Origin of the sequence: Synechococcus sp. MIT S9508 (assembly GCF_047303045.1) — a bacterium.
Taxonomy (GTDB): Bacteria; Cyanobacteriota; Cyanobacteriia; order PCC-6307; family Cyanobiaceae; genus Synechococcus_C.
The window spans coordinates 2,483,052-2,502,619 of the sequence record NZ_CP138941.1 but is presented as its reverse complement, the minus strand read 5'-3'; the positions used below and the strand labels follow the sequence as shown (position 1 = coordinate 2,502,619).

At 55.2% G+C, this 19,568-nt stretch carries 18 protein-coding genes; 12 read left to right on the top strand and 6 right to left on the bottom strand.

Annotation, left to right across the window (positions count from 1 at the left end; all coding sequences use genetic code 11):
- Window positions 1-59: 59 nt before the first annotated feature.
- The 6 genes from der to proC all read left to right on the top strand — a co-directional run bounded on the left by der (window position 60) and on the right by proC (window position 4,824).
- Window positions 60-1,427 (top strand): ribosome biogenesis GTPase Der, encoded by a 1,368-nt coding sequence (gene der / locus SIB42_RS13870; protein WP_067094461.1) that lies wholly within the window; start codon window positions 60-62, stop codon window positions 1,425-1,427.
- Window positions 1,428-1,432: 5 nt separating this feature from the next.
- On the top strand, window positions 1,433-2,350 hold the full coding sequence (locus SIB42_RS13865) for an energy-coupling factor transporter transmembrane component T family protein (RefSeq protein WP_067093914.1): 918 nt from the start codon (window positions 1,433-1,435) through the stop codon (window positions 2,348-2,350).
- Window positions 2,351-2,367: 17 nt separating this feature from the next.
- On the top strand, window positions 2,368-2,634 hold the full coding sequence (locus tag SIB42_RS13860) for a PipX family protein (RefSeq protein ID WP_067093917.1): 267 nt from the start codon (window positions 2,368-2,370) through the stop codon (window positions 2,632-2,634).
- A 23-nt stretch (window positions 2,635-2,657) separates the two neighbouring features.
- Window positions 2,658-3,311, top strand: a complete 654-nt coding sequence (locus tag SIB42_RS13855; protein WP_067093920.1) for a YggS family pyridoxal phosphate-dependent enzyme — start codon at window positions 2,658-2,660, stop codon at window positions 3,309-3,311.
- 106 nt (window positions 3,312-3,417) lie between these two features.
- Window positions 3,418-3,993, top strand: a complete 576-nt coding sequence (locus SIB42_RS13850; protein ID WP_067094464.1) for a cell division protein SepF — start codon at window positions 3,418-3,420, stop codon at window positions 3,991-3,993.
- A 12-nt stretch (window positions 3,994-4,005) separates the two neighbouring features.
- The gene (gene proC, locus SIB42_RS13845) at window positions 4,006-4,824 is read left to right on the top strand and encodes a pyrroline-5-carboxylate reductase (RefSeq protein ID WP_197459865.1); all 819 of its coding nucleotides are present in this window, start codon (window positions 4,006-4,008) and stop codon (window positions 4,822-4,824) included.
- Here the strand turns inward: proC and SIB42_RS13840 are convergent.
- Genes SIB42_RS13840 through hpf form a run of 5 tightly spaced genes read right to left on the bottom strand, consistent with a single transcriptional unit; the run spans window position 4,821 to window position 9,535 of the window.
- Window positions 4,821-6,008 carry a glycosyltransferase family 4 protein gene (locus tag SIB42_RS13840; protein ID WP_067094469.1) on the bottom strand — a complete coding sequence of 396 codons (1,188 nt, stop codon included), beginning with the start codon at window positions 6,006-6,008 and terminating at the stop codon, window positions 4,821-4,823. The genes proC and SIB42_RS13840 overlap by 4 nt on opposite strands.
- Window positions 6,009-6,035: 27 nt before the next feature.
- Entirely contained in the window at window positions 6,036-7,415 is a 1,380-nt protein-coding gene (locus SIB42_RS13835) for an MFS transporter (RefSeq protein WP_067093923.1), read from the bottom strand.
- Between the two features lie 29 nt (window positions 7,416-7,444).
- On the bottom strand, window positions 7,445-8,233 hold the full coding sequence (gene recO, locus SIB42_RS13830) for a DNA repair protein RecO (protein WP_067093927.1): 789 nt from the start codon (window positions 8,231-8,233) through the stop codon (window positions 7,445-7,447).
- Window positions 8,230-8,910 (bottom strand): 2-deoxyribose-5-phosphate aldolase, encoded by a 681-nt coding sequence (locus tag SIB42_RS13825; RefSeq protein WP_067093932.1) that lies wholly within the window; start codon window positions 8,908-8,910, stop codon window positions 8,230-8,232. Before SIB42_RS13825 ends, recO begins: the two co-directional genes overlap by 4 nt.
- Window positions 8,911-8,947: 37 nt before the next feature.
- Window positions 8,948-9,535: a ribosome hibernation-promoting factor, HPF/YfiA family gene (gene hpf, locus SIB42_RS13820; protein WP_067093939.1), complete on the bottom strand. Its 588-nt coding sequence runs from the start codon at window positions 9,533-9,535 to the stop codon at window positions 8,948-8,950.
- 11 nt (window positions 9,536-9,546) lie between these two features.
- Here hpf and lipB point away from each other — a divergent pair, with 11 nt between their 5' ends.
- The 6 genes from lipB (at window position 9,547) to SIB42_RS13790 (ending at window position 17,656) form a co-directional block, all read left to right on the top strand.
- The gene (gene lipB / locus SIB42_RS13815; protein ID WP_067093942.1) at window positions 9,547-10,275 is read left to right on the top strand and encodes a lipoyl(octanoyl) transferase LipB; all 729 of its coding nucleotides are present in this window, start codon (window positions 9,547-9,549) and stop codon (window positions 10,273-10,275) included.
- Window positions 10,276-10,326: 51 nt separating this feature from the next.
- Complete coding sequence (locus tag SIB42_RS13810) at window positions 10,327-12,270, top strand: AMP-binding protein (RefSeq protein ID WP_067093945.1); 1,944 nt, start codon at window positions 10,327-10,329, stop codon at window positions 12,268-12,270.
- A gap of 72 nt (window positions 12,271-12,342) precedes the next feature.
- Window positions 12,343-12,786, top strand: a complete 444-nt coding sequence (locus SIB42_RS13805) for a YlqD family protein (protein ID WP_067093948.1) — start codon at window positions 12,343-12,345, stop codon at window positions 12,784-12,786.
- A gap of 172 nt (window positions 12,787-12,958) precedes the next feature.
- Window positions 12,959-13,495: a mannose-6-phosphate gene (locus tag SIB42_RS13800; RefSeq protein WP_231856376.1), complete on the top strand. Its 537-nt coding sequence runs from the start codon at window positions 12,959-12,961 to the stop codon at window positions 13,493-13,495.
- Window positions 13,495-14,952 (top strand): tyrosine-type recombinase/integrase, encoded by a 1,458-nt coding sequence (locus SIB42_RS13795; RefSeq protein WP_067093951.1) that lies wholly within the window; start codon window positions 13,495-13,497, stop codon window positions 14,950-14,952. Before SIB42_RS13800 ends, SIB42_RS13795 begins: the two co-directional genes overlap by 1 nt.
- Before the next feature lie 1,270 nt (window positions 14,953-16,222).
- Window positions 16,223-17,656 (top strand): hypothetical protein, encoded by a 1,434-nt coding sequence (locus SIB42_RS13790; protein ID WP_067093960.1) that lies wholly within the window; start codon window positions 16,223-16,225, stop codon window positions 17,654-17,656.
- Window positions 17,657-18,534: 878 nt separating this feature from the next.
- On the opposite strand, the gene SIB42_RS13785 is transcribed toward SIB42_RS13790, so the two are convergent.
- Entirely contained in the window at window positions 18,535-19,227 is a 693-nt protein-coding gene (locus SIB42_RS13785; protein WP_082825015.1) for a tetratricopeptide repeat protein, read from the bottom strand.
- Between the last annotated feature and the right edge of the window lie 341 nt (window positions 19,228-19,568).

The following is a 19,568-nucleotide window of genomic DNA, read 5'->3' as shown; positions in this document are numbered from 1 at the left end:
TCCTGATCTCGCAGACAGGTGCCTCTGTACTGTCAAGACTGTTCTTGCTGTGGACCTTCTTGGCGCGTCCCGTCGTCGCGATTATCGGGCGCCCCAACGTTGGTAAATCCACGCTGGTCAATCGTCTCTGCCGAAGTCGAGAGGCGATCGTCCACGACCAGCCAGGTGTGACGCGTGATCGCACCTATCAAGATGGTTATTGGGGAGATCGCGAATTCAAGGTGGTCGACACCGGTGGTTTGGTGTTCGATGACGACAGTGAGTTTCTGCCTGAAATCCGTGAGCAGGCTGCGCTGGCTCTCGAGGAGGCCAGTGTTGCTGTGGTGATTGTTGATGGTCAGCAGGGCCTCACGGCATCGGATGAGGCCATCGCGGAGTTCCTGCGCGGTCAGCGTTGTCCAACGCTGCTCGCGGTGAACAAGTGCGAGTCACCTGATCAGGGTCTGGCCATGGCTGCGGAGTTCTGGAGCCTTGGCCTCGGAGAGCCCTACCCCATTTCCGCAATTCATGGTGCAGGCACTGCAGAAGTCCTGGATCGGGTGCTCACATTCCTGCCTCCGAAAGATCAAGAGGGTGATCAGGAAGAGCCGATTCAAATGGCCATCATTGGTCGTCCCAACGTGGGTAAGTCAAGCCTTTTGAATGCCATTTGCGGTGAGCAGAGGGCCATTGTGAGTCCGATTCGAGGCACCACGCGCGACACGATCGACACCAGCATCGTGCGTGAAAACCGTCCTTGGCGCCTGGTGGACACCGCTGGGATCCGCCGGCGTCGCAGTGTTAATTACGGGCCTGAATTCTTTGGAATCAACCGCAGTTTCAAGGCGATTGAGCGCAGTGATGTGTGCGTGCTGGTGATCGATGCATTGGACGGTGTGACCGAGCAGGATCAACGCCTTGCAGGTCGCATCGAAGAAGACGGTCGGGCCTGCGTGGTTGTTGTCAATAAATGGGATGCCGTGGAGAAGGACAGCCACACCATGACGGCCATGGAGAAGGAGCTGCGTTCCAAGCTCTATTTCCTCGACTGGGCCCAGATGCTGTTCACCTCAGCACTCACTGGCCAGCGTATTGACAGCATTTTCGCTCTGGCTGTTCTGGCTGTGGAGCAGCACCGTCGTCGTGTCAGCACTTCCGTGGTCAACGAAGTGCTGAAGGAAGCCCTCAGCTGGCGGAGCCCGCCGACAACAAGAGGCGGACGTCAGGGCCGGCTGTACTACGGCACCCAGGTGGCGACCAGGCCCCCGAGTTTCACCCTGTTCGTGAATGACCCCAAGCTGTTCGGTGACACCTATCGGCGTTATGTCGAGCGTCAGATCCGGGAAGGGCTCGGATTTGATGGCACTCCCTTGAAGCTGTTCTGGCGTGGGAAGCAGCAGCGCGACGCCGAAAAGGATCTGGCCAGGCAGCAGAACCATCAGGGCTGAGCAGCATGGATTGGCTGAGGCAGATTCCGATCGGGCAGTACGTGGATGGTGCCGGTGGTTGGCTGCGCCAGCTGGATCCCCGCCTGAAGCTGTTGTGGGTTCTGGTGTTTCTGCTCACGCCTGTACTGGCAGGCCCCCTGTGGCGCGTTGCGCTCGTGCTGGCCCTGCTGTTGATCACGTTGGTGAGTGGATTGCCGGCGCGACTGTGGTGGCGCTCGTTGCTGTTGGTCAGTGTTCTCGGCTGTGCGGTCGGCCTGCTGGCCATGTTGCTGCCCACCGGTGATCCTGGAGCCAGCATGAACCTGCGGTCGCCGGCGGAGATTCCAGGTCTCACACTGACCTCACCCTCTTGGGAGTTGATTCGTCTGGGGCCTCTGCAGTTGGGGTCTCTGCAACTGGGCTCACTTGTGGTCGATCGCCGCTCGGCTGAATTGGGGTTGAACAGCACCACCTTGATCGTGACCGTTGTCCACAGCGTGAATCTGATGTTGCTGTCGACCCCCAGTGAGGAGTTGATGTGGTCCTTGAGTTGGTGGTTGGCTCCCCTGGCTCGGCTTGGAGTGCCGATTGATCGACTGAGCTTTCAGTTGCTTCTGGCTCTTCGCTTTCTGCCGTTGGTTCAGGAAGAACTCCAGAACCTGTTGCGCTCGCTCGCCAGTCGTGCCGTGAACCTGCGCCGCCTCGGGTTTAAAGCTTCTTTTGGGCTGGTGCTTTCAGTCGGAGAGCGCCTTCTGGCCAACATCCTGCTGCGTGCAGAACAAGGCGCTGAAGCGTTGCTTGCGCGAGGTGGAACCTGGTTGCCTGCAGATGCGTTTCGTCCAGAGCAGGCTCCGAAGGGTGCTGTTCCAAGCATTCTCAACGGGGTTGCTGCTGTGGGGCTTGTCACTGTTCTTGTTCTGCGCGGAAGGTACGGTGCTCTCTGATCCCCGTTTTCAGGTCTGTGAGCGCTGAGGGTTATCTCAACCACCCCACCTTTGGGATGCTCTACAGAGTGGCCCCTGCGGGGGAAGGTCGTGATGTTTACGCCACCTTGTACGCCCAGCGCATGTTCTTCCTCGTCACCCTGCAGCCCCGAGGGGCTCAGTTTGAAGTGATTCCCTATCTGGATGCGCGCCACCACGCTGAGTTGAATCTTGCCCGCCGTCGCCGGGATGCTTCGGAGGATTACGGCAGCTGGAAGCAGTTGTTCGATCAGACCTTCATCTGAACCATGCAAGACGGACCGCTCGGGTGACGGAGATTCAGACCCGCTGGCAGCAACTCCAACAGCGTCTTCCGCAGGGAGTCAACCTGCTTGCTGTGAGCAAGATGCAGCCTGCGTCGGCAGTTCGAGAGCTTGCTGCTTGCGGTCAGATTGATTTCGGCGAAAGTCGGGTTCAGGAGGCTTTGCCTAAGCAGCAGGCTCTCGCCGACCTCACCGATTTGCGCTGGCATTTCATTGGCCGCCTGCAGGCCAATAAGGTCCGCGCGGTGGTGAAGGCCTTCAGCTGGATTCATTCCATCGACTCGATGGCGCTGGCGGAGCGTTCATCCCGAATTGCCCTGGAGGAGGGGTGTTGTCCTTCGGTGTTGTTTCAGGTGAAGCTGAGGTCTGATCCCTCTAAGGGCGGCTGGGACCCTCAGTCACTCAAAGAGGCCTGGCCCGTGTTGCGACAGTTGCCGGGACTGAAGGCCTCCGGGCTGATGACGATGGCTCCGTTGGGACTGGACAGCATCGAGCGTCAGGGGCTTTTCAGGGATTGCCGTGATCTGGCGGATGAGCTCGATCTGTCTCAATGTTCGATGGGGATGAGCGGCGACTGGCCGCAAGCTGCCGCCGCCGGTGCGACCTGGGTTCGTGTGGGATCAGCACTGTTTGGTGCGCGGCCGCCTGTGTCTTCTTGATCGGAATGATCAAATCAACGTTGCGAGATGGACATCAATTCATCTGGACACGCTTGCTCACAACTCCCTTGAGCGCTATTCAGGGTCAAGGTTCTGCAGATTTCCAGTGTCGTTGATTTCTCGTCTTCGTGCGGTCGTTGCTGGTGACGATTATCTAGATGGCGATTATGACGAGCTCGACTACGACACAGGCGAGCAAGACGACAGCATGCAGGGCATGTCTTCCGTCAGCAGCAGTGCTCTGGCGCCTCTGGGTGCATCCAATCCGTTTGAGATGGACCAGAACTTCTCAGGCTCGAATGTGATCGGGATGCCTGGAATTAGTTCCGGCACCGCAGAGGTTTCTCTGATGGAGCCGCGCAGTTTTGATGAAATGCCAAGGGCGATTCAGGCCTTGCGCGAACGCAAGACCGTGATTCTCAACCTCACAATGATGGAGCCTGATCAAGCTCAAAGAGCGGTTGATTTCGTGGCCGGTGGAACGTTCGCCATTGATGGTCATCAAGAGCGTGTTGGTGAGAGCATTTTCCTGTTTGCCCCGAGTTGCGTCACTGTGACCAACGCCAGTCAGGACGAGAGCACGACTCCAACGGTTGTCACCAAGGATGTCGAGCAAACTTCAGCTGAGAGCAGCGTTGCTCCCGCACCGGCCTGGGCCGTTTCGGATGCCGCCGCTCTTTGAGTTTTCGCTTCGGTGACTGTTTCTGTTGGTGTGATTGGTCTGGGTCGGATGGCCCAGGCCCTGATCTTCCCTCTGATTAAACGAGGCAAGCTTCAGTCAGCCGATGTCATCGGGGTTGTTGGCAGTCAGTCGTCTGTCTCCCGGCTGACCCCTGATTTGCCCAATGGCTTGACCGTTGTTTCCGCGTCTGATCCCCGGGCTATGGACGCCTGGAATGCTCCGGTTCAGTTGTTGGCGGTGAAGCCCCAGCAGCTTGATGCTGTGGCCGAATGCGTTGGGCCAGTTCCATCAGGCCAGTCGCCCCTGCTGATCTCTGTGTTGGCGGGTGTCACTCTGGAGCGTCTTCAGAGTCAATTTGCTGGTCGTGCGTGCGTGCGGGCGGTTCCTAATACCCCTTGCTTGGTGGGTGAAGGCTTGTGTGGACTGGCATTTGCAGAAGGTGTCTCGGCGCAGCAGCGTCAGTGGGTGAAGGAGGCTTTCGATCCAGTGAGCGAAGTTCTTGAGCTGCCGGAGTCCAGGCTTGATGCGTTTCTGGCGTTGACCTCCTCAGGCCCTGCTTACGTGGCTCTTGTGGCTGAAGCCATGGCTGATGGCGCAGTAGCTGCCGGTTTGCCGCGCGATCAAGCCCACCGGCTCGCTCATCGGACATTGGCCGGAACGGCTGCATTGCTCGATCAGCAGCAACTCCATCCAGCACAGCTCAAAGATATGGTCGCCTCACCTGGCGGTACGACTATGGCGGCTCTGCGCAAATTGGAGAACGCTGGTGTTCGGACAGCCCTGATCGAAGCGGTGATTGCTGCAGCCGAACATGGACGGACTTTGCGCTAGGCCGCCAGCGGAGCTCGACGCATTAGCTCGCCATACAACTGCTCGAGTGCGTCGATATTGCGGCTGATGGTGTAGCGCTCCAGCACTCTTTCGCGGGCCTGTCGACCTAGTTCGCGCGTCAAAACGGGTTGATCACGCAGCACCGGAAGCAAGGTGCGCAGTTGGCTGGTCACGCCCAGGGTGCTCATCACGATTCCTGCCCCCCCAGCGAGCACTTCTCCGTCGGCTCCAGCATCGGTGGCCACACAGGCACAGCCACTGGCCATGGCTTCAAGCAAGGCGAGTGAAAGCCCCTCCACTAGAGAGGGAAGCACGAACACCTCGGCGCATTGCAGCAAGGCAATGCGCGTGGCCAGATCGGCTTCGTAGCCCCACCAGAGCACGTCATCGTCGTCGTAACTGTTCTGCAGGGTGCTGCGCAAAGGCCCTTCGCCGACGATCACTAGGCGACAGCCCTGCATGGCCACCAGACGCCAAGACTGCAGAAGAGCTTCCACGTTTTTTTCGGTGGCAACGCGTCCCATGTAGAGGAAGACGCGCTCCTGACCAAGACGGCAGCGCACCTGATGCAGTGCGCTGCCGATGGGCGGTGTGATGCCTGGTTCTGGTAGTGGGTCAGAGGGACTCCACTGGTTGGTATCAACCCCGTTGGGGATCACGGCTAAACGGTCTTCGCGTACGCCAAGACGCGCCAGGAATTCAGCTTGTAGATCGGAGAACACGATCACCCGGTCGTACTTGGAGAGCGCCGGTGCGTAGAGCTGATAAGTGAGTTGCTGTGTCCCTGCCGTCAGGTTGCGGAGGCTGGCGTCGAAGGGAGGGTGGAAGGTGGCCACCAGGGGGACTCCCAACTGCTGACAGAGCTCCGGCAGTCGGAAATCCAGCGGCGACAGCGTGAGACTTGCATGCACCAGATCGGGTTGCAGACGTTCCAGCGATTCCCGCAACTCACGCTGGGCACCCGGCGAGGGGATTGTGTAAACCTGCGATTTGACCAGATACGGAAGGCTGACATCGGGATCGTTGGCGAGAAGCGATGTGCTGCTGCCAGGTGCCTTCGGATTATCGAAGTGAATGAAACTGGTCTGATGACCCCTTGCCCTCAGGGCCTCCGTTGTGCTGAGCCCGTAGATGACATTGCCGCAGAACGGAGTTTTTTTGCCCAGCCAGGCAATATGCGTCACCGCCACCAGTCACAGCCTTGGCAAACGCTAGCAGCGTTGCCAAGGTCGTTCGAGCAAGGCGGCAACAAGTGCCAGCAGGGCGAGCAACCACAACACCGGACTGAGCCCGATGCTGCTGACCAGAGTGCCTGCCAGCACTAGCGGCAGGCTGAGAGCGATATTGATCAGGTTGTTCTGAAGACCGAAGACTCTGCCTCTCTGGGAGACCGGAGTTTCCTCCTGAATGGTGGTCTGTGCCGGAATGGCGACCAGTGCGGCTCCGATCCCGAGGATTCCGCAGAACGCCAGAGTGCTGTTGAGCGAGCCTTTGAACTGGCTGAGCAACACCAGTGAAAAGGTGATCAGGCCGAGTCCTGCTGCGGTGAGTCGACGGCGACTGAAGTGATGACCGAGCTGGGCCATCATCACGGCGCCAAGGGCCATGCCCAGGCCGCTCATCGCCAGCAGCATGCCGAAACCAGAGGGGCCAAGACTGCGAATCAGGCCTGCCAGCTGAAGGGCCAGAACGTAGAGAGCCGCGAGCAGGCTGTAGAGCAACACCAGATGAACCATGGCGTTGCGCACCGTGGGGATGCGCTTCAGCACCTGCAGCCCTTCTCCGATTTCGTGCCAGACCGATCGACCATCGTTGTGGATTTCCCGCTCTCGGTGGCTGACCGCCAGCAGGCTTAGGGCCGCCATTCCATAACAGAACGGCAGCAGAATGAATTCACCACCGCGCACGCCGACCGCGCTGAACAGGTGATTCAGTGCTCGCAGGATCGGCTCACCCAGAGCGAAGCCAACGATGGTGGCTCCCATGCTGGTGGTTTGGTAGAGCGAGTTCGCTGCCAGTAGGTGTTGGCCAGGCACAAGCAGGGTGATGGCCGCCTGTTCGGCCGGTGCGAAGAACTGCGTGAGGATCGATTCGATAAACGTCATGCCGATCAGACCCCAGTAGCCCCAGGGCAGTCCCAGGATCAGGGGGCCCGGAATCAGAAACAGAGGCGTCAGCATCACCATCAGTGCCCGCAATCCGTTCGAGGCCACCATCACCCGTCGTTTCGGCCAGCGGTCAACCCACACCCCCGCCACGCTGCCCAGGACCATCGCCGGCAGTGTGTTCGCCACGAAGATTCCCGTGGCCAGAAGGGTGATGACTTTGGTGCGCGTACTGATATCGAGGCCGTAATCGGAGGCCACCTCCGCAAGAACGCCGTTCTGTTGGGTGGTCAGCAGCAAGTGCTGATCGATCAGAAAGACCATCAGCACGATGTAGAACTTGTCCGCCAGCTGAGAGAAGATCTGGCCAATCCAGAGTTTGCGGAAGTCGCTCAGGCGCAACACGGCCTGGAGCCCGCGGCCTCCCTCCGGATTGTTGCCGGTTGGTAGGACCGGCTCAGGACTGTTCAGGGGGGATCCGCTCAAGGTTCCAGCAATGACCGGCTCATGATCGCTTACTGCGACGGCATGCAGTCGCCGACCATCTCCAGTGAGCGCACCGGGCGGGGCAAATGGGCGCGACACCAGCACTCCAGGACAGCCAGGAGCTTCAGCCAAACAGGACGTGGACCCATCAGTTGGCCATCGCGTCTCCTGGGGAGTTCCGCCCTGGGCAACCGTTGCAAAAGAGCCAGTTCAGATGGGTTGAACTGAAGCGTGGCGCCCGGTAATGAGCCGATCGCTAGTCCCTCTTCAGGCAGAAGGCTGCAGCGCCATTCCCACTGGCCGATCGGAGGAGCCAGCTCTGCTCCAGTGCGGCAGCAGATCTGCAGTGGAATGCCATAGCCGCCTAGCGCCAGCAGATGCACTCCCGCCTGCACGAGCATGGCCAGGCAGAGATCCGCGTCTGGTTGGTCGGAGCGGCTCAGGGCTTCGAAGCTCTCGAGATGAATCAGCACCGTATCCAGCATTCCAGGAACAGGGTCGCAGTCGCTCACAAGGGCAATGGCTAGTTCCGCCAGGGCTTGGGCGGCAGCCAGTGTTTCCAGTTGCTTGCCAACACCGCTGTAGTTATGCACGACCTGCAGCTGACGAACCCTCTTCAAACTGCGACGACCTACCACCTGCAGTTCCAGCAGAGTGAGCGGGACTGCAGCGGCAAGGCTGCTGCGTGGTTTGCGTGCTCCAGGCACTGCCAGTCGCACCACGCCGGCTTCATCACTGAGCAGGGTGAGCAGCCGATCATGCTCCCCGAGGGGCCCCACCTTGAGAGCAAGTCCCGACAGGCGCTTGTCCCCACTCATCGTGGTTGTCGCAGGGCTTTCACCAACGCTGGACCGTGACCGGTGCCCAGCGCGATGGCTCCTGCTTCCACGAGATCCAGCGCCTGTTCAAGCTCCCGGATCCCACCGGCGGCCTTGATGGCGCAACGGCCTCGGGTGAGCTGCCGTAGTTCTCTGATCTGATTGGCGGAGACCGCTGCTCCAAATCCGTTGCCGGCCTGCAGCGATGCAGCCCCTGCATCCATGGCGGCCTCCGCTGCCAGAGCAAGCTGCGCCTCATTCAGCTGATTCATATCCATTACGACGGTCATGGGTAGATCCAATGCTGCGATCGCTGCCAGCTCCTCGGCGAAGCTGTTGGCGCGACCGTTCACGAGAGCTGACCAGTCGGGTGTGACTTCGAGGGCTTCGGCACCATGGCCAACAGCCCATTCGGCCTGGGCCTGTTTCAGTTCGGCTGGCAGTGCTCCGAATGGAAAGGCAACGGTGGCGATCAACGTCACCGCTCCCTGGCCCCCCAGGCGCCTGCGCACTGCTTCGAGGTGTATGAGGCTGACGCACACGCCGCCGAAGCCCAGTTGTTTGGCTGCGTCGCAGAGCGTCAGCAGTTCCTCCTCTTGCAGGAGTGGATTGAGCAGAGCCTGGTGAATCAGAGGGGGGATGTCCGGCAGGTCCTGCCGGCGCGGTGACTTGGTCATCGCTGAGCAAACGACGGATCAAGCCGCCACGAAAGGTTCAGTTGCGTGCCTGGATCACTCCATAGCCACCGTGGTTGCGCCGATAAATCACCTGTAGTTCGCCGCTTTCACTGTCGCGGAACAGGTAAAAGTCATGGTCGATGAGATCCAGCTGGGTGCGTGCGTCATCCAGCGTCATCGGCGGCATGGCGAAGTACTTACGCCGCACACCCGGGCTCGGTAGCTGGGCTTCTTTCCCCTCGAACAGTGAATCGTCCACGGGGGTGTCATCAAGCACCGCTTCAGTGGTGGGGGTCTCGGTGGCCCGGTGACCGGGGCTGTGATGGTGGTCGCTGTGGCGTTCTTTGAAGCGTCGCAGCTGCCGTGCCAGCTTGCTCGCCACCAGGTCAATGCTCGCGTAGAGATTCTCACTGCGTTCCTGGGCACGAATCACGGTGCCGTTGGCGAAGACCGTCACCTCGGCCGTCTGCTGCGGCACGCGGGGGTTGCGAGCCACTGACAGATGCACATCTGCTTCCTGAACCAGGTCATTGAAGTGATGGATCGCCCTATCAAGCTTCGTCTCGGTGTAATCCCTTAATGCGGGAGTCACATCCAGATTGCGACCATGGATCAAAAGCTTCATGCATACCTCCGGTGCCTGCGCCTAACGGAAAGCTAGTGACGCCGACAGATTCCGGAACCGGGTCTTCGGCATTTCTTTTTCAGCCTGAACAGCTGGTGACGTTCCAGCAGGCCTGGGATCTGCAGCGCTGCTGGCAGGAGCGGTTGCTCCTGGAGTCAGACAACGCCTCTGATGCGGACACTGACGCTGAAGCGGTCTGGCTGCTGCAGCACCCCAGCTGTTACACCCTCGGCCGCGGCGCCAGTGAAGACCATCTGCTCTTTGATCCCGAACATCCGCCTGCCCCGCTGCACCGCATCGATCGTGGTGGGGAAGTCACGCATCATGCACCCGGTCAACTGGTGGCCTATCCGGTGTTGGATCTGCGCCGTCGTCGCACCGATCTGCACTGGTATCTGCGTCAGCTGGAACAGGTGGTGATTGATGTGTTGCAGCGTCTCGGGCTGCAGGGGGAACGGATCGAAGGACTTACAGGGGTCTGGCTCGATCAGCAGAAGGTGGCGGCCATCGGTGTCGGTTGCCGTCGCTGGATCACCCAGCACGGTCTTGCGTTGAACGTGACCTGCGATCTGGAGGGTTTCGAATCCGTGGTGCCCTGTGGACTCAAAGGACGAGCCGTCGGTCGACTTTGCAACTGGATCCCTGACCTGGAGATCGAGAGCGTGCAACCCCTGTTGCGCGATGCCCTGGCTGCCCGCTTTGATTTGGTTTGGCAGGAGAGAACTGGAGAGCAGCTGTGATTGCCGAAGCAGCGTTGAGGTGATAGTCCTGGGCGACTACAGACCGTTCCCGTGACTGCCGCCGCTCAATCCACCTGGCAACCAACGTCCCGCGAGCAGGCAGCATTGGCTCGCCAGGCTCATGTTCAAACTCTCGGCCGTGTGGATCAGGTCTGGCCTTGGTTGCAATCGCATCACGGTGAGGTGATGGCAGTTGATGCTCCTCACGCCGCCCATCCAGAGCGTCTCAGCTACCAAGAATTGGCAGAGCGGATTGATCAGGCCGCTGCCGCATTCCGAAGTTTGCAGATCGGCAGTGGCGATGTGGTGGGGCTTTTCGCAGAGAACAGTCCTCGCTGGCTGGTGGCTGATCAGGGCTTGATGCGGGCAGGTGCCATTGATGCTGTGCGTGGGGCAGCAGCACCTGTGGAAGAGCTGCGCTACATCCTCGAGGATTCCTCTGCCGTCGCGCTGGTGGTGCAAACCGCTGATCTGCTGCAGCGTTTACAGCTGCCGGCGGAGCTGCAGGAGCGTTTGCGCTTTGTGCTCGTGCTTGAGGGGTCTGCACCTGCTGGCGCGCTCGACTTCGACACTTTCCTCGCCCTTGCCGATGGACAGGAGGCACCGGATCCAATCACTGGGCGGGACCGCGCCTCTGCGCCAGCCACCACGGCCACGATCCTCTACACGAGTGGGACCACCGGTCGGCCCAAGGGCGTGCCGCTGACGCACGCCAACCTCCTGCATCAGATGCGCAGCCTCGCCTGCGTGACACGTCCGGAACCGGGATCACCAGTGCTGAGCGTTCTGCCGATCTGGCATTCCTATGAACGCAGCGCTGAGTACTACTTCTTTTCTTGTGCCTGCTCGCAGAGTTACACCACGATCAAGCAGCTCAAGAAGGATCTGCCACGGGTCAAGCCGGTGATCATGGCCACGGTCCCCAGGTTGTGGGAAGCGGTTCAGGCTGGTTTCGAGGATGCCGTCAAGACATTTCCCGCCTCCCGTCAACGCCTGTTGAGAGCAGCCTTGGCCAACAGCACGGCCTTCACCCTTGCCCGGCGTCGCAGCCGTGACCTGATGATTCAGCCGCTGCGCAAACGCGACCGTCTGAAGGCTGCTGCTGAGGCGAGCCGTCGCTGGCCAGCCCATGCGCTGGCCTCCAAGCTGATCTGGCCCAAGCTGAGGCAGCAGCTCAGTGGCGGAGCACTGCGCTTCCCGATCAATGGAGGAGGTGCCATCGCTCCCCACGTGGATGCCTTCTTTGAAGCGGTGGGAATCGAGCTCCTAGTCGGATACGGTCTCACGGAAACCAGTCCGGTGGTGAGTTGCCGGCGGCCCTGGCGCAATATTCGCGGTAGCTCCGGTCTGCCTCTCCCGGACACCGAGTTCCGCATTGTTGATGCCGACAGCAGGAAGCCACTTGGGTTCCGTGAACGTGGGGTGGTGCTGGTGCGCGGCCCTCAGGTGATGGCTGGCTACCTCGGCAAACCTGAGGCCACAGCCAAGGTGCTGGATGCCGATGGCTGGTTTGATACAGGCGATCTGGGCATGCTTCTCCCTGATGGATCTGTGGTCCTGACCGGACGGGCCAAGGACACAATCGTGCTCAGCAGCGGTGAGAACATCGAGCCGGGGCCGCTTGAAGAGGCTCTGGTCTCCAGCCCGCTGATCGAGCAAGTGATGCTGGTGGGGCAGGACGAACGTCAACTGGGGGCTCTGGTGGTGCCGCGGGCGGATGCGATCAAGGCCTGGGCCAGCTCACAGGGCTGCGATCCAGGTGATGACCTGGGCGGTCATCCCGGTGATAAGCGCTTGCTCAAGCTGCTACGCGGGGAGTTGAACCGACTGTTGGCGGACCGTGCTGGATCCAGGGCTGATGAGCGTCTTGCTGGTGTGGCTCTTGTCGAACCATTCTCGATCGAGAACGGCCTACTCACCCAGACGCTCAAGCAACGCCGAGACCGGATCACTGAACGGGATCGCTCATTGATTGAGAGCGTGTATGGCCGTTGATCGCCCTCCGGTCAGGGTCGGGTTGACCATCCGCCGTGAGGCTGAGACGCTTGGCGCTGATTCCTCGCCCCAATGTCTGACGGCACCACTCTGTCGATCAAGCGTTCCATCACCATCCGTGCCGTGGTCACGTCGGCCTGGAAGGAAGAGGCCGAGCGTGAGTTGAGCGCTGGCATCGCCACTACCGACCAGCAACTGGCTCAGCTTGAGCAGGAGGGGCAGCAGGTTGTGGATGATGTTCGGCGTCAAAGCGCTAATCCCCTTGATCCGCGTGTGCAAGAGCAGGTCGCTCAGGTGCAGCAGCAGGTTGCTGCTAAGCGGGCTGAGCTCGACGAGCAGAAGCGCAATCTTCTTCAGCAGCAGGCCCAGGTTCGCGAGCTTGAAATGGAACAGATTGTGGATCAGGGCCAGCTTGAGAGCTTCTGCGACATTCAAGTGGGCGACAACCTGGTGAGCAAGATGCAGGTTGCGGTCGTGGTGCGCGACGGCGTGATCGAGTCGATCGAGCAGGGCTGAGCGCTGATGAGGGCCGGCCTGCCGGCCCGTAAGATTTTTCTTAGTCAGCCCTTCTGGAGATGATTTTGGCAACTCACGACATTCCCTGACTTAAGTCACTGGAATGGGTTTGCTATTTGGACAAGAGTTGGACAAGGCAAAGTGTCCCTCTTAACGTCAGTGCTGACGGTGCTTGTCTTCACGTGGTTGGACAGGAGGTTGGACACTTCGCAGCGATCTGGAGATGTTGAGTTCTCTGGTGCTGCTGGTCCTTAGTGCCGCCACCCCGTCCTCTGTGCCGCAGGAGCACGTTCTTCCGGTCTTTGGGTGTGGAACTGGTTGCAGGGTCGAGACAGAGCAGTTGTCGCGCCCTCAGCGGATGTCTGACGGGTGGTGGAGGGTCAAAGTCAGACAGCGGCGCTGGGTTCAGAACTGCGACTGGAAATCCACACCAGTGACATGCGTTGATGAACCGGCATCGGGCAGAGCAGGTCCGCCGGTGCAGGACCTTTGGTTGTTTGCTGATTGCAGGGGAGAACGATTCGCTACCAGCAAGAACCCTGATCGGAGTGATGCCTGGGAGCAGGACGTCTTCTATCGGGATGGAGCATCGGCAGGAGAACCTAAGTTTCAAACAGTTGCAGGTAATCCGTTTATGCGATGGGCAAAATTGTGTCCTGCTGAGGCGGAAGAGGGAAACCAAAAAATCCGTGAGGGATTTCAACGCTGATGCCGAAAATCCAGTTCAAGGAAGAAACCCTGAATGGACGGGCATTCATCATCGGGTATGCAGACCGTGAATATTTGACGCTTCGTATTCCAAGAGGCGATAAAAAGTATTCCAATATCTCTCTTGGGACGACCGACATCAAAATTGCTCACGATAAGGCGCTTGATGTATATGCCTCAACTATTAATCAACCTCTGAGGTCAAGGAATAGAAAGTTTCTATTTGCCACTGCTTGTAAGGAGTTTTTGGAATGGAAGGAAGAGCAAGCGCAGATTGGAGAAATCAAAGAGAGTGCAGTCAGGACATATGCCCAGCGAATTCACCAACGTATTATCCCTTATGCAAAGTTGACTGGTGTTAACAGTATTGGAGATATTTGTAAGGAGAGTTTTGGAAATTATGGTTTTCACTACCGGAAGGTAGAGACAAAGGGAAAGTGGAACACTGCGACTTCTGGTCTTTCGGTTGCGACAATCAATTCTGATTTGACAACACTCAATGAACTGATGCGTTGGATGGTTGAGAGGAATATCTTGGATGCAACCTCTTCCCCTAAAGTTAAAAAGCTTAGAGATAGGAAAGAGTATAAGGAAGATGCTAATCCGGCATTTATGCCAGATGAATGGGATGCAGTCAAGTCCCAACTTATGGAATGGGTGCAGAAGAGGGACGATGACGATGAACTGACCTTATGGCGTAGGAGATGGATGTTTAACTGGATATTTTTTATGTACCACTTTGGAGGCAGATATCACGAAGCAATGCGTTTGCGGGTCGGAGATCTCAGTACAAAGAGAATGCCGGATGGAAGACTAAAAGGCATTATTGAGGTCAGTTCAGCAACGAAAATGGGACGCCGAATCGCAGTAATGAATGGTTATTGGGTCAATTCCGTTAAGTCTCATCTGAATAAAGGCGTGAAATTGCGTAACCAAATAATCGAAGAGCACAATGAATTAGTTGAAAGTGGTGAGATAAAGAAATACCGTTGGAGGTTTCAGGGGAGAATCCCTTTATTGCCTAAACCAGAAAAAGATACCTTGCTTTTTTTGAATCCTATTTTTCATACGATTAATAAAGAAGATAAGAGGAATATGAGGAGGTTTGAGGCGGAAGAGAAATTAGATGAGGTCCGTTGGAAGACGTCTCCGTATTCGTCTGAACAAATACGGAAGAAGTATCAATCGTTAGTTGAGGCAGCAATGGTCTTTAAATTCCCACGTGATGGCAGAACGCCAACTGACTTTAGGAAATTCACGTTGCACTCCTTGCGATCAACTCATATAACTCATCAACTTTTGAATGGAGTTCGTATACGGTTGATTGCTGACAACGTTGGAAACTCTGAAGCAGAAATTGAAAGGACTTACTACAGGTTGAATAACTTGCTCAATATTGAGGAACTTGGCATGCACCGAAAACTAGTCAAGCCTGAAGATGAATTAAATATTGTTTGAGAGTTTAACGCTTTGTCTTGCTTTTGTAGTTTTCTTCTATAAACTCTGCGATTACATCATCTGGTTTCATCTTCCATCGCTTAGCAACTGCTAGAAGCATTTCATATTGAACTGAATCTACTTTTACTTGTTTCATATCATCTCAAAATGTGCTTGTTTTCGCTGTCTGCATAGGTTCTTGAGATCGAGTTTGTATGTATCGCTTCTAGTGGGAATATCCAAATCATCCATTAGAAATTGCTCCATCGGCATGTAGACGGGAACCTCTTTCTCCTTAAAACTCAACTGGAACCTGTTTTGTTTCTTCTTTTGGAGCATCATATTTACTGGTGTATTTAATGGGTATGAACTTTTCTTTGGTCTTTAGGTGGGACTTTGGTCTCCTAGTTGCTAGCGGTCTTAGATCGCGAGAGATAGGCAGGACCCCTATGGTTTATTTATCAATTAAAAATGTTTTCTCATCACTTCGTTCGGCGAAAATGCCTTCGGCATCTAATCTTGTGTTTAGTCTTTAATTGTTTCGAGGTAGAGTCTCTGAAAACTCTATGAATTATATAGACAACTAAGAAGTTTAAGGTACACAGCATTTGCTGAATAACTGCGTATTCATTCTATTGAGTAATTGATACCTTGTAAGCGTTATTGGTCGACGCAAGTATTGACTAGATTGAATAAATTGTGCATGGCGTGTATGTGCCAATAGGGCTTTATAATTCACTTTAAACTAATGACTATCACGGAAAAGTATATTGAGATGATCGCATTATCTTTGCTGCATTGCCAAAGGAAGCAGTTCAGAGATGGAATGGGTTGTACTCTTGCCTGCCCCTTCTGTAGGGAAGCGCAGAAGCGTGAGAGCAAGAAAAACGAGAAGTGTGCCTCTCTATATCCAGTAGAGGGCACCTTCAACCATTTCTTTTCCTGCAATAGGGGACTGAATGGTGGAGTTCAAGGAGTTCATTCTTGTAATTACACGATGAGGTTCTCCACCTTCCTTAAGCATTGGAACCCACCTCAATACAGGAATTATGTAGGGGAGAAGGAATTGGGAAAGAAGAACAACCAGCCCGGTTTTCCTGATTAGGGATAAAAGAGTTGCAGTCAGCCCCCTTGCTTTTCGTGGTCATTCTGTTGAAGAGAGTTTTTTGGGAAATATTGCTATAGCAATGTCTGTAAGTATTACTATTTACTGTTAAATGGTCAATATTCACTCGATGGAACTGGGATCCTCTTGATGAGGGTCTAAGGTTCTGGTCGCTTCTCATCTGCAATGAATCTGGGGACTGCTGCTCGAAATGTCCTCAAAAAGGTGTTTGGTGAATCCCTTTATAAACAGTTGAGTGATGTCTATCGGAGTGGTCGGTACGGCGATAAGGGTAGGAGTGAAGGACGGTTCACAGGGGATCTGACGTATGAGGCACCTGAACCTCAATGGAAGGAGGTTGGTGCCTCGACGTACAAGTGGGTTCCACCTGAACAGGTGCAGGAGGCATTGCCAGAAGTGCTAATGCAACCACGGGTTGCCCCTAAGGATCCTGAGACCGACTCCAATGAAGAGCAAAAGCGCCCACTGCTTTGCGAGAAGTTCTTAGTCCAGGACTGTCTCCTGATCGACTACGTCGATAAGTCAGGCATAACGACAAGGCGAGAGGTCCGTATCGAGGAGGTCTATGCATATGACGACGGGGTTTACGTCCTACGCGCTTGGTGTCTGCTCAGAAAGGGGTACAGGACCTTCGTCAGTACCCGTATCAAGGGTTGTCGTGACGCTTTCTCTAAGGAGACGGTCTTTGACTTGCTCTCCCGTCTGAAGAAAAGGTCACAGTCGGATCCAGGCAACGTTGCCCAGGAAATCCTGGATTACATGAATAATGAGATCGTTATTTCCATCTACTCACTGACGAACTACTCAACGGGTAAGGGTTATGAGAACCGGTTCGTCAGCGGAAAGAAGAAAAATGTCTTGATCGATTGGGTGTTGGAGCAGTCCAATGTGCAATCGCTGTTGGGTTCACTGGATATCGACAAGCACAGTGAAGTAGAGGATCTGGTTAGGGAGTCCATCGGAGATATCAAGGTTACTCAGAGCAGTTATGAATCCTGCGCTCGTTCGATGAAAAGAACGCGATATGTGTTTTCTAATAATGATGCTTTAGAAGTTAGGAGGCAGGACCTTATCTTATTCGTAAAACAGGCACTTGAAGGGGAAGCAGCAAGGGACATTGCCGTCACCCGCCTTAAGGAGGACCTTTTGGATCCTTCCTTCCGTCTCGGTAAGGAGGTTGACTCTGACCTTTTCGGTAAGGAGTTCGGCAAAGTCAAGAAGGATTCCAAAAAGGCAGAGAAAAAATACAAGCGCAAGAGGAAACCAGAGGTCGTTTCTAAGCAGTACCGACGCTATGAGCGTGGTGAACCGGTTCGCCTATTGGCGATTGAGGTTGCACAACGGAACCTTCAGCAATGTCTTGACGATGACCGTTTGCTTTTTGGCAAAGATGAATTCGAAGACTGCGTCATGAGAGAGGTGGAATTTGCGTTTACTGAAAAAGAGTTGAAGAAAGCAGGAGAAATGTTTCGCAAGCGTTGTGGAGCAGGTTTGAGTACTGCCTATTGTGCTTTTGGACTACGCAAGGAGAACCGTTCTTGGTTCACTGATTCAACAGGTAAATCATGGTTGAACTTGAAGACAAGGATTGGTATTTAATGACTAGGGATATTTCAGTGGTTTAGAAGATATTTCATGTCTACAGTTTTAATGTGAGAGGGAGATCGATCAGGTGTGGTTACCTGTATTGATGGGTAGGAGTCACGCTCGCTGCCTCTCTCACATCTCTTTGATGGGTTTGCCATCACCACCGTGGGGTGTCTTGACTGCTATGGCAAGGAAATTGATTAGTGGAAGTCACAACCTCATTCCCCCATACGTTTCCATTCTTCAAGAAGCACTCTGTTGAGTCGGTCATCACAACCAACAACACATTTACGGGACTCCCTGGGACGACATCAGACACCTGGGAAAGACAGAGGACCCCATCACCAGTTCCCCCGACCTGGAGTTTCGCAGTTGGTTGGTATATGCCAGAAACCTTCTGCTGCTGTGATCAAACCCCTTTCGCCACGCATATCGGAGTAATAGATATCTGACCCCAGACCGACTATCAGCGCTTTCCTTGGCGCTGTTTCGCCCAATTCCTCTCGGTTGGTTCCTCTGGTCGGTTGATTGCCCCTGAAGGGAACAAGGCGACCACCTCCGATTGGTTTTCCGTCGTTGCCCTTGTGCGCCCACCACCTGGAACCGTATCCATTTGGTTGCCCCATCAATAAGGAACGAATCACCTTCCCTTTCCATACGAGTTCAGCGGACAAGATCCCTATTGGACTGACCTCTCCGATTTGGATGACCGCATCAGGGTTTGGTTCGCTGACCCATTGGCACTTTGGAGATGCAATAACGGGTGAAGGGGCAAGAAGGACAAGGACTATAAGACGTTTCATGTCTATTGTTTTGATGTGAGAGGGAGATCAATCAGGCGTGGTTGCCTGTTTTGATGGGTGGGGTCACGCTCACTGCCTCTCTCACTCCTATTTGCATAAACCGGAATTCTTCGGGTTCTCAAGGGTTCTGGTTGCAGAATCATCTCCAAGTGACGATGCTTTCTTCAAGTCTTTGCAGGTATCAGTGACGTTGCCATTTCTGTCATGGGTGAGCGCACGGATTCTATAAGCGTCGGCATAGTTTGGATCTAGTTTTATTGCTTTATTCAAATCTATAAGTGCTCCCTCGTAGTTGCCTAGGTCTGATTTTACTGCGCCTCGGTTTCTATAAGCACTTGCAAAGTTTTCATCGCGTTCTATCGCTCTGTTGAAGTCGAGGAGTGCTCCGCCTTGATTTCCCATCATTGCTTTAACACTGCCACGATTTTCATATGCCTCAGCAAGGTTTGGATCGAGTTCAATTGCCTTGTTGGAAGCATTAATTGCTTCCTGTAGTTTGCCTAAACTTGCTAATGAAGAGGCTCGTGAGAAGTAGGCATACGCATTGTTGGGCTCTTCTTTGATCAGTTTGTTGAAGTCTTCCAGTGCGCCTTGGAAATCACCTGAGTGCCATTTCTTTTCTCCGCTTATTTGTAAGGGGTTTGGTTTGCCTGAATTGAATTCGAACCCAGGCATTTCAATCGACGGGCCTTTGAATTCAAATGACCAATTATCGCAACCTGTTGCACTAAAGGTGCAAAGCGCAAGTGCCAGTGCTGCCAGGGATCTGCGAAGAGGCATCTACTTAAGCGCTTGCGGTCTCATCAGGGTAGTCAGGGTTTTGCTATTTGTTCATGTCATCTAATACTGATCTGATACACCATCTTTTTGGGTTGTAACCAATTTCTTTGTCTTCCCAGAAATTAGAGAATGGAACGAAGAAGTAATACTTGTATCCGCATCTCATTGATCGGCAAATCACCTCGCCAACCCCATCTTTGCCTGCGGGGCAGTACAGAAGTCTTATTGCCTTTTGATTGCTAATTGCAGAGAGTGATATCCAACCAGCAATCACTCCTATTGCAGCAAGTGCTGCCTTATGGGATCTACGGAGAGGCATCTGCTATTGCGCTGCTTGTTTG

Coding starts and splice junctions, on each gene's coding strand:
- SIB42_RS13785 (WP_082825015.1), bottom strand. CDS start 19,227: ATGCCTCTTCGCAGATCCCTGGCAGCACTGGCACTTGCGCTTTGCACC.
- SIB42_RS13805 (WP_067093948.1), top strand. CDS start 12,343: ATGTCTGACGGCACCACTCTGTCGATCAAGCGTTCCATCACCATCCGT.
- SIB42_RS13865 (WP_067093914.1), top strand. CDS start 1,433: ATGGATTGGCTGAGGCAGATTCCGATCGGGCAGTACGTGGATGGTGCC.
- hpf (WP_067093939.1), bottom strand. CDS start 9,535: ATGAAGCTTTTGATCCATGGTCGCAATCTGGATGTGACTCCCGCATTA.
- SIB42_RS13825 (WP_067093932.1), bottom strand. CDS start 8,910: ATGACCAAGTCACCGCGCCGGCAGGACCTGCCGGACATCCCCCCTCTG.
- SIB42_RS13795 (WP_067093951.1), top strand. CDS start 13,495: ATGCCGAAAATCCAGTTCAAGGAAGAAACCCTGAATGGACGGGCATTC.
- recO (WP_067093927.1), bottom strand. CDS start 8,233: ATGAGTGGGGACAAGCGCCTGTCGGGACTTGCTCTCAAGGTGGGGCCC.
- SIB42_RS13790 (WP_067093960.1), top strand. CDS start 16,223: ATGAATCTGGGGACTGCTGCTCGAAATGTCCTCAAAAAGGTGTTTGGT.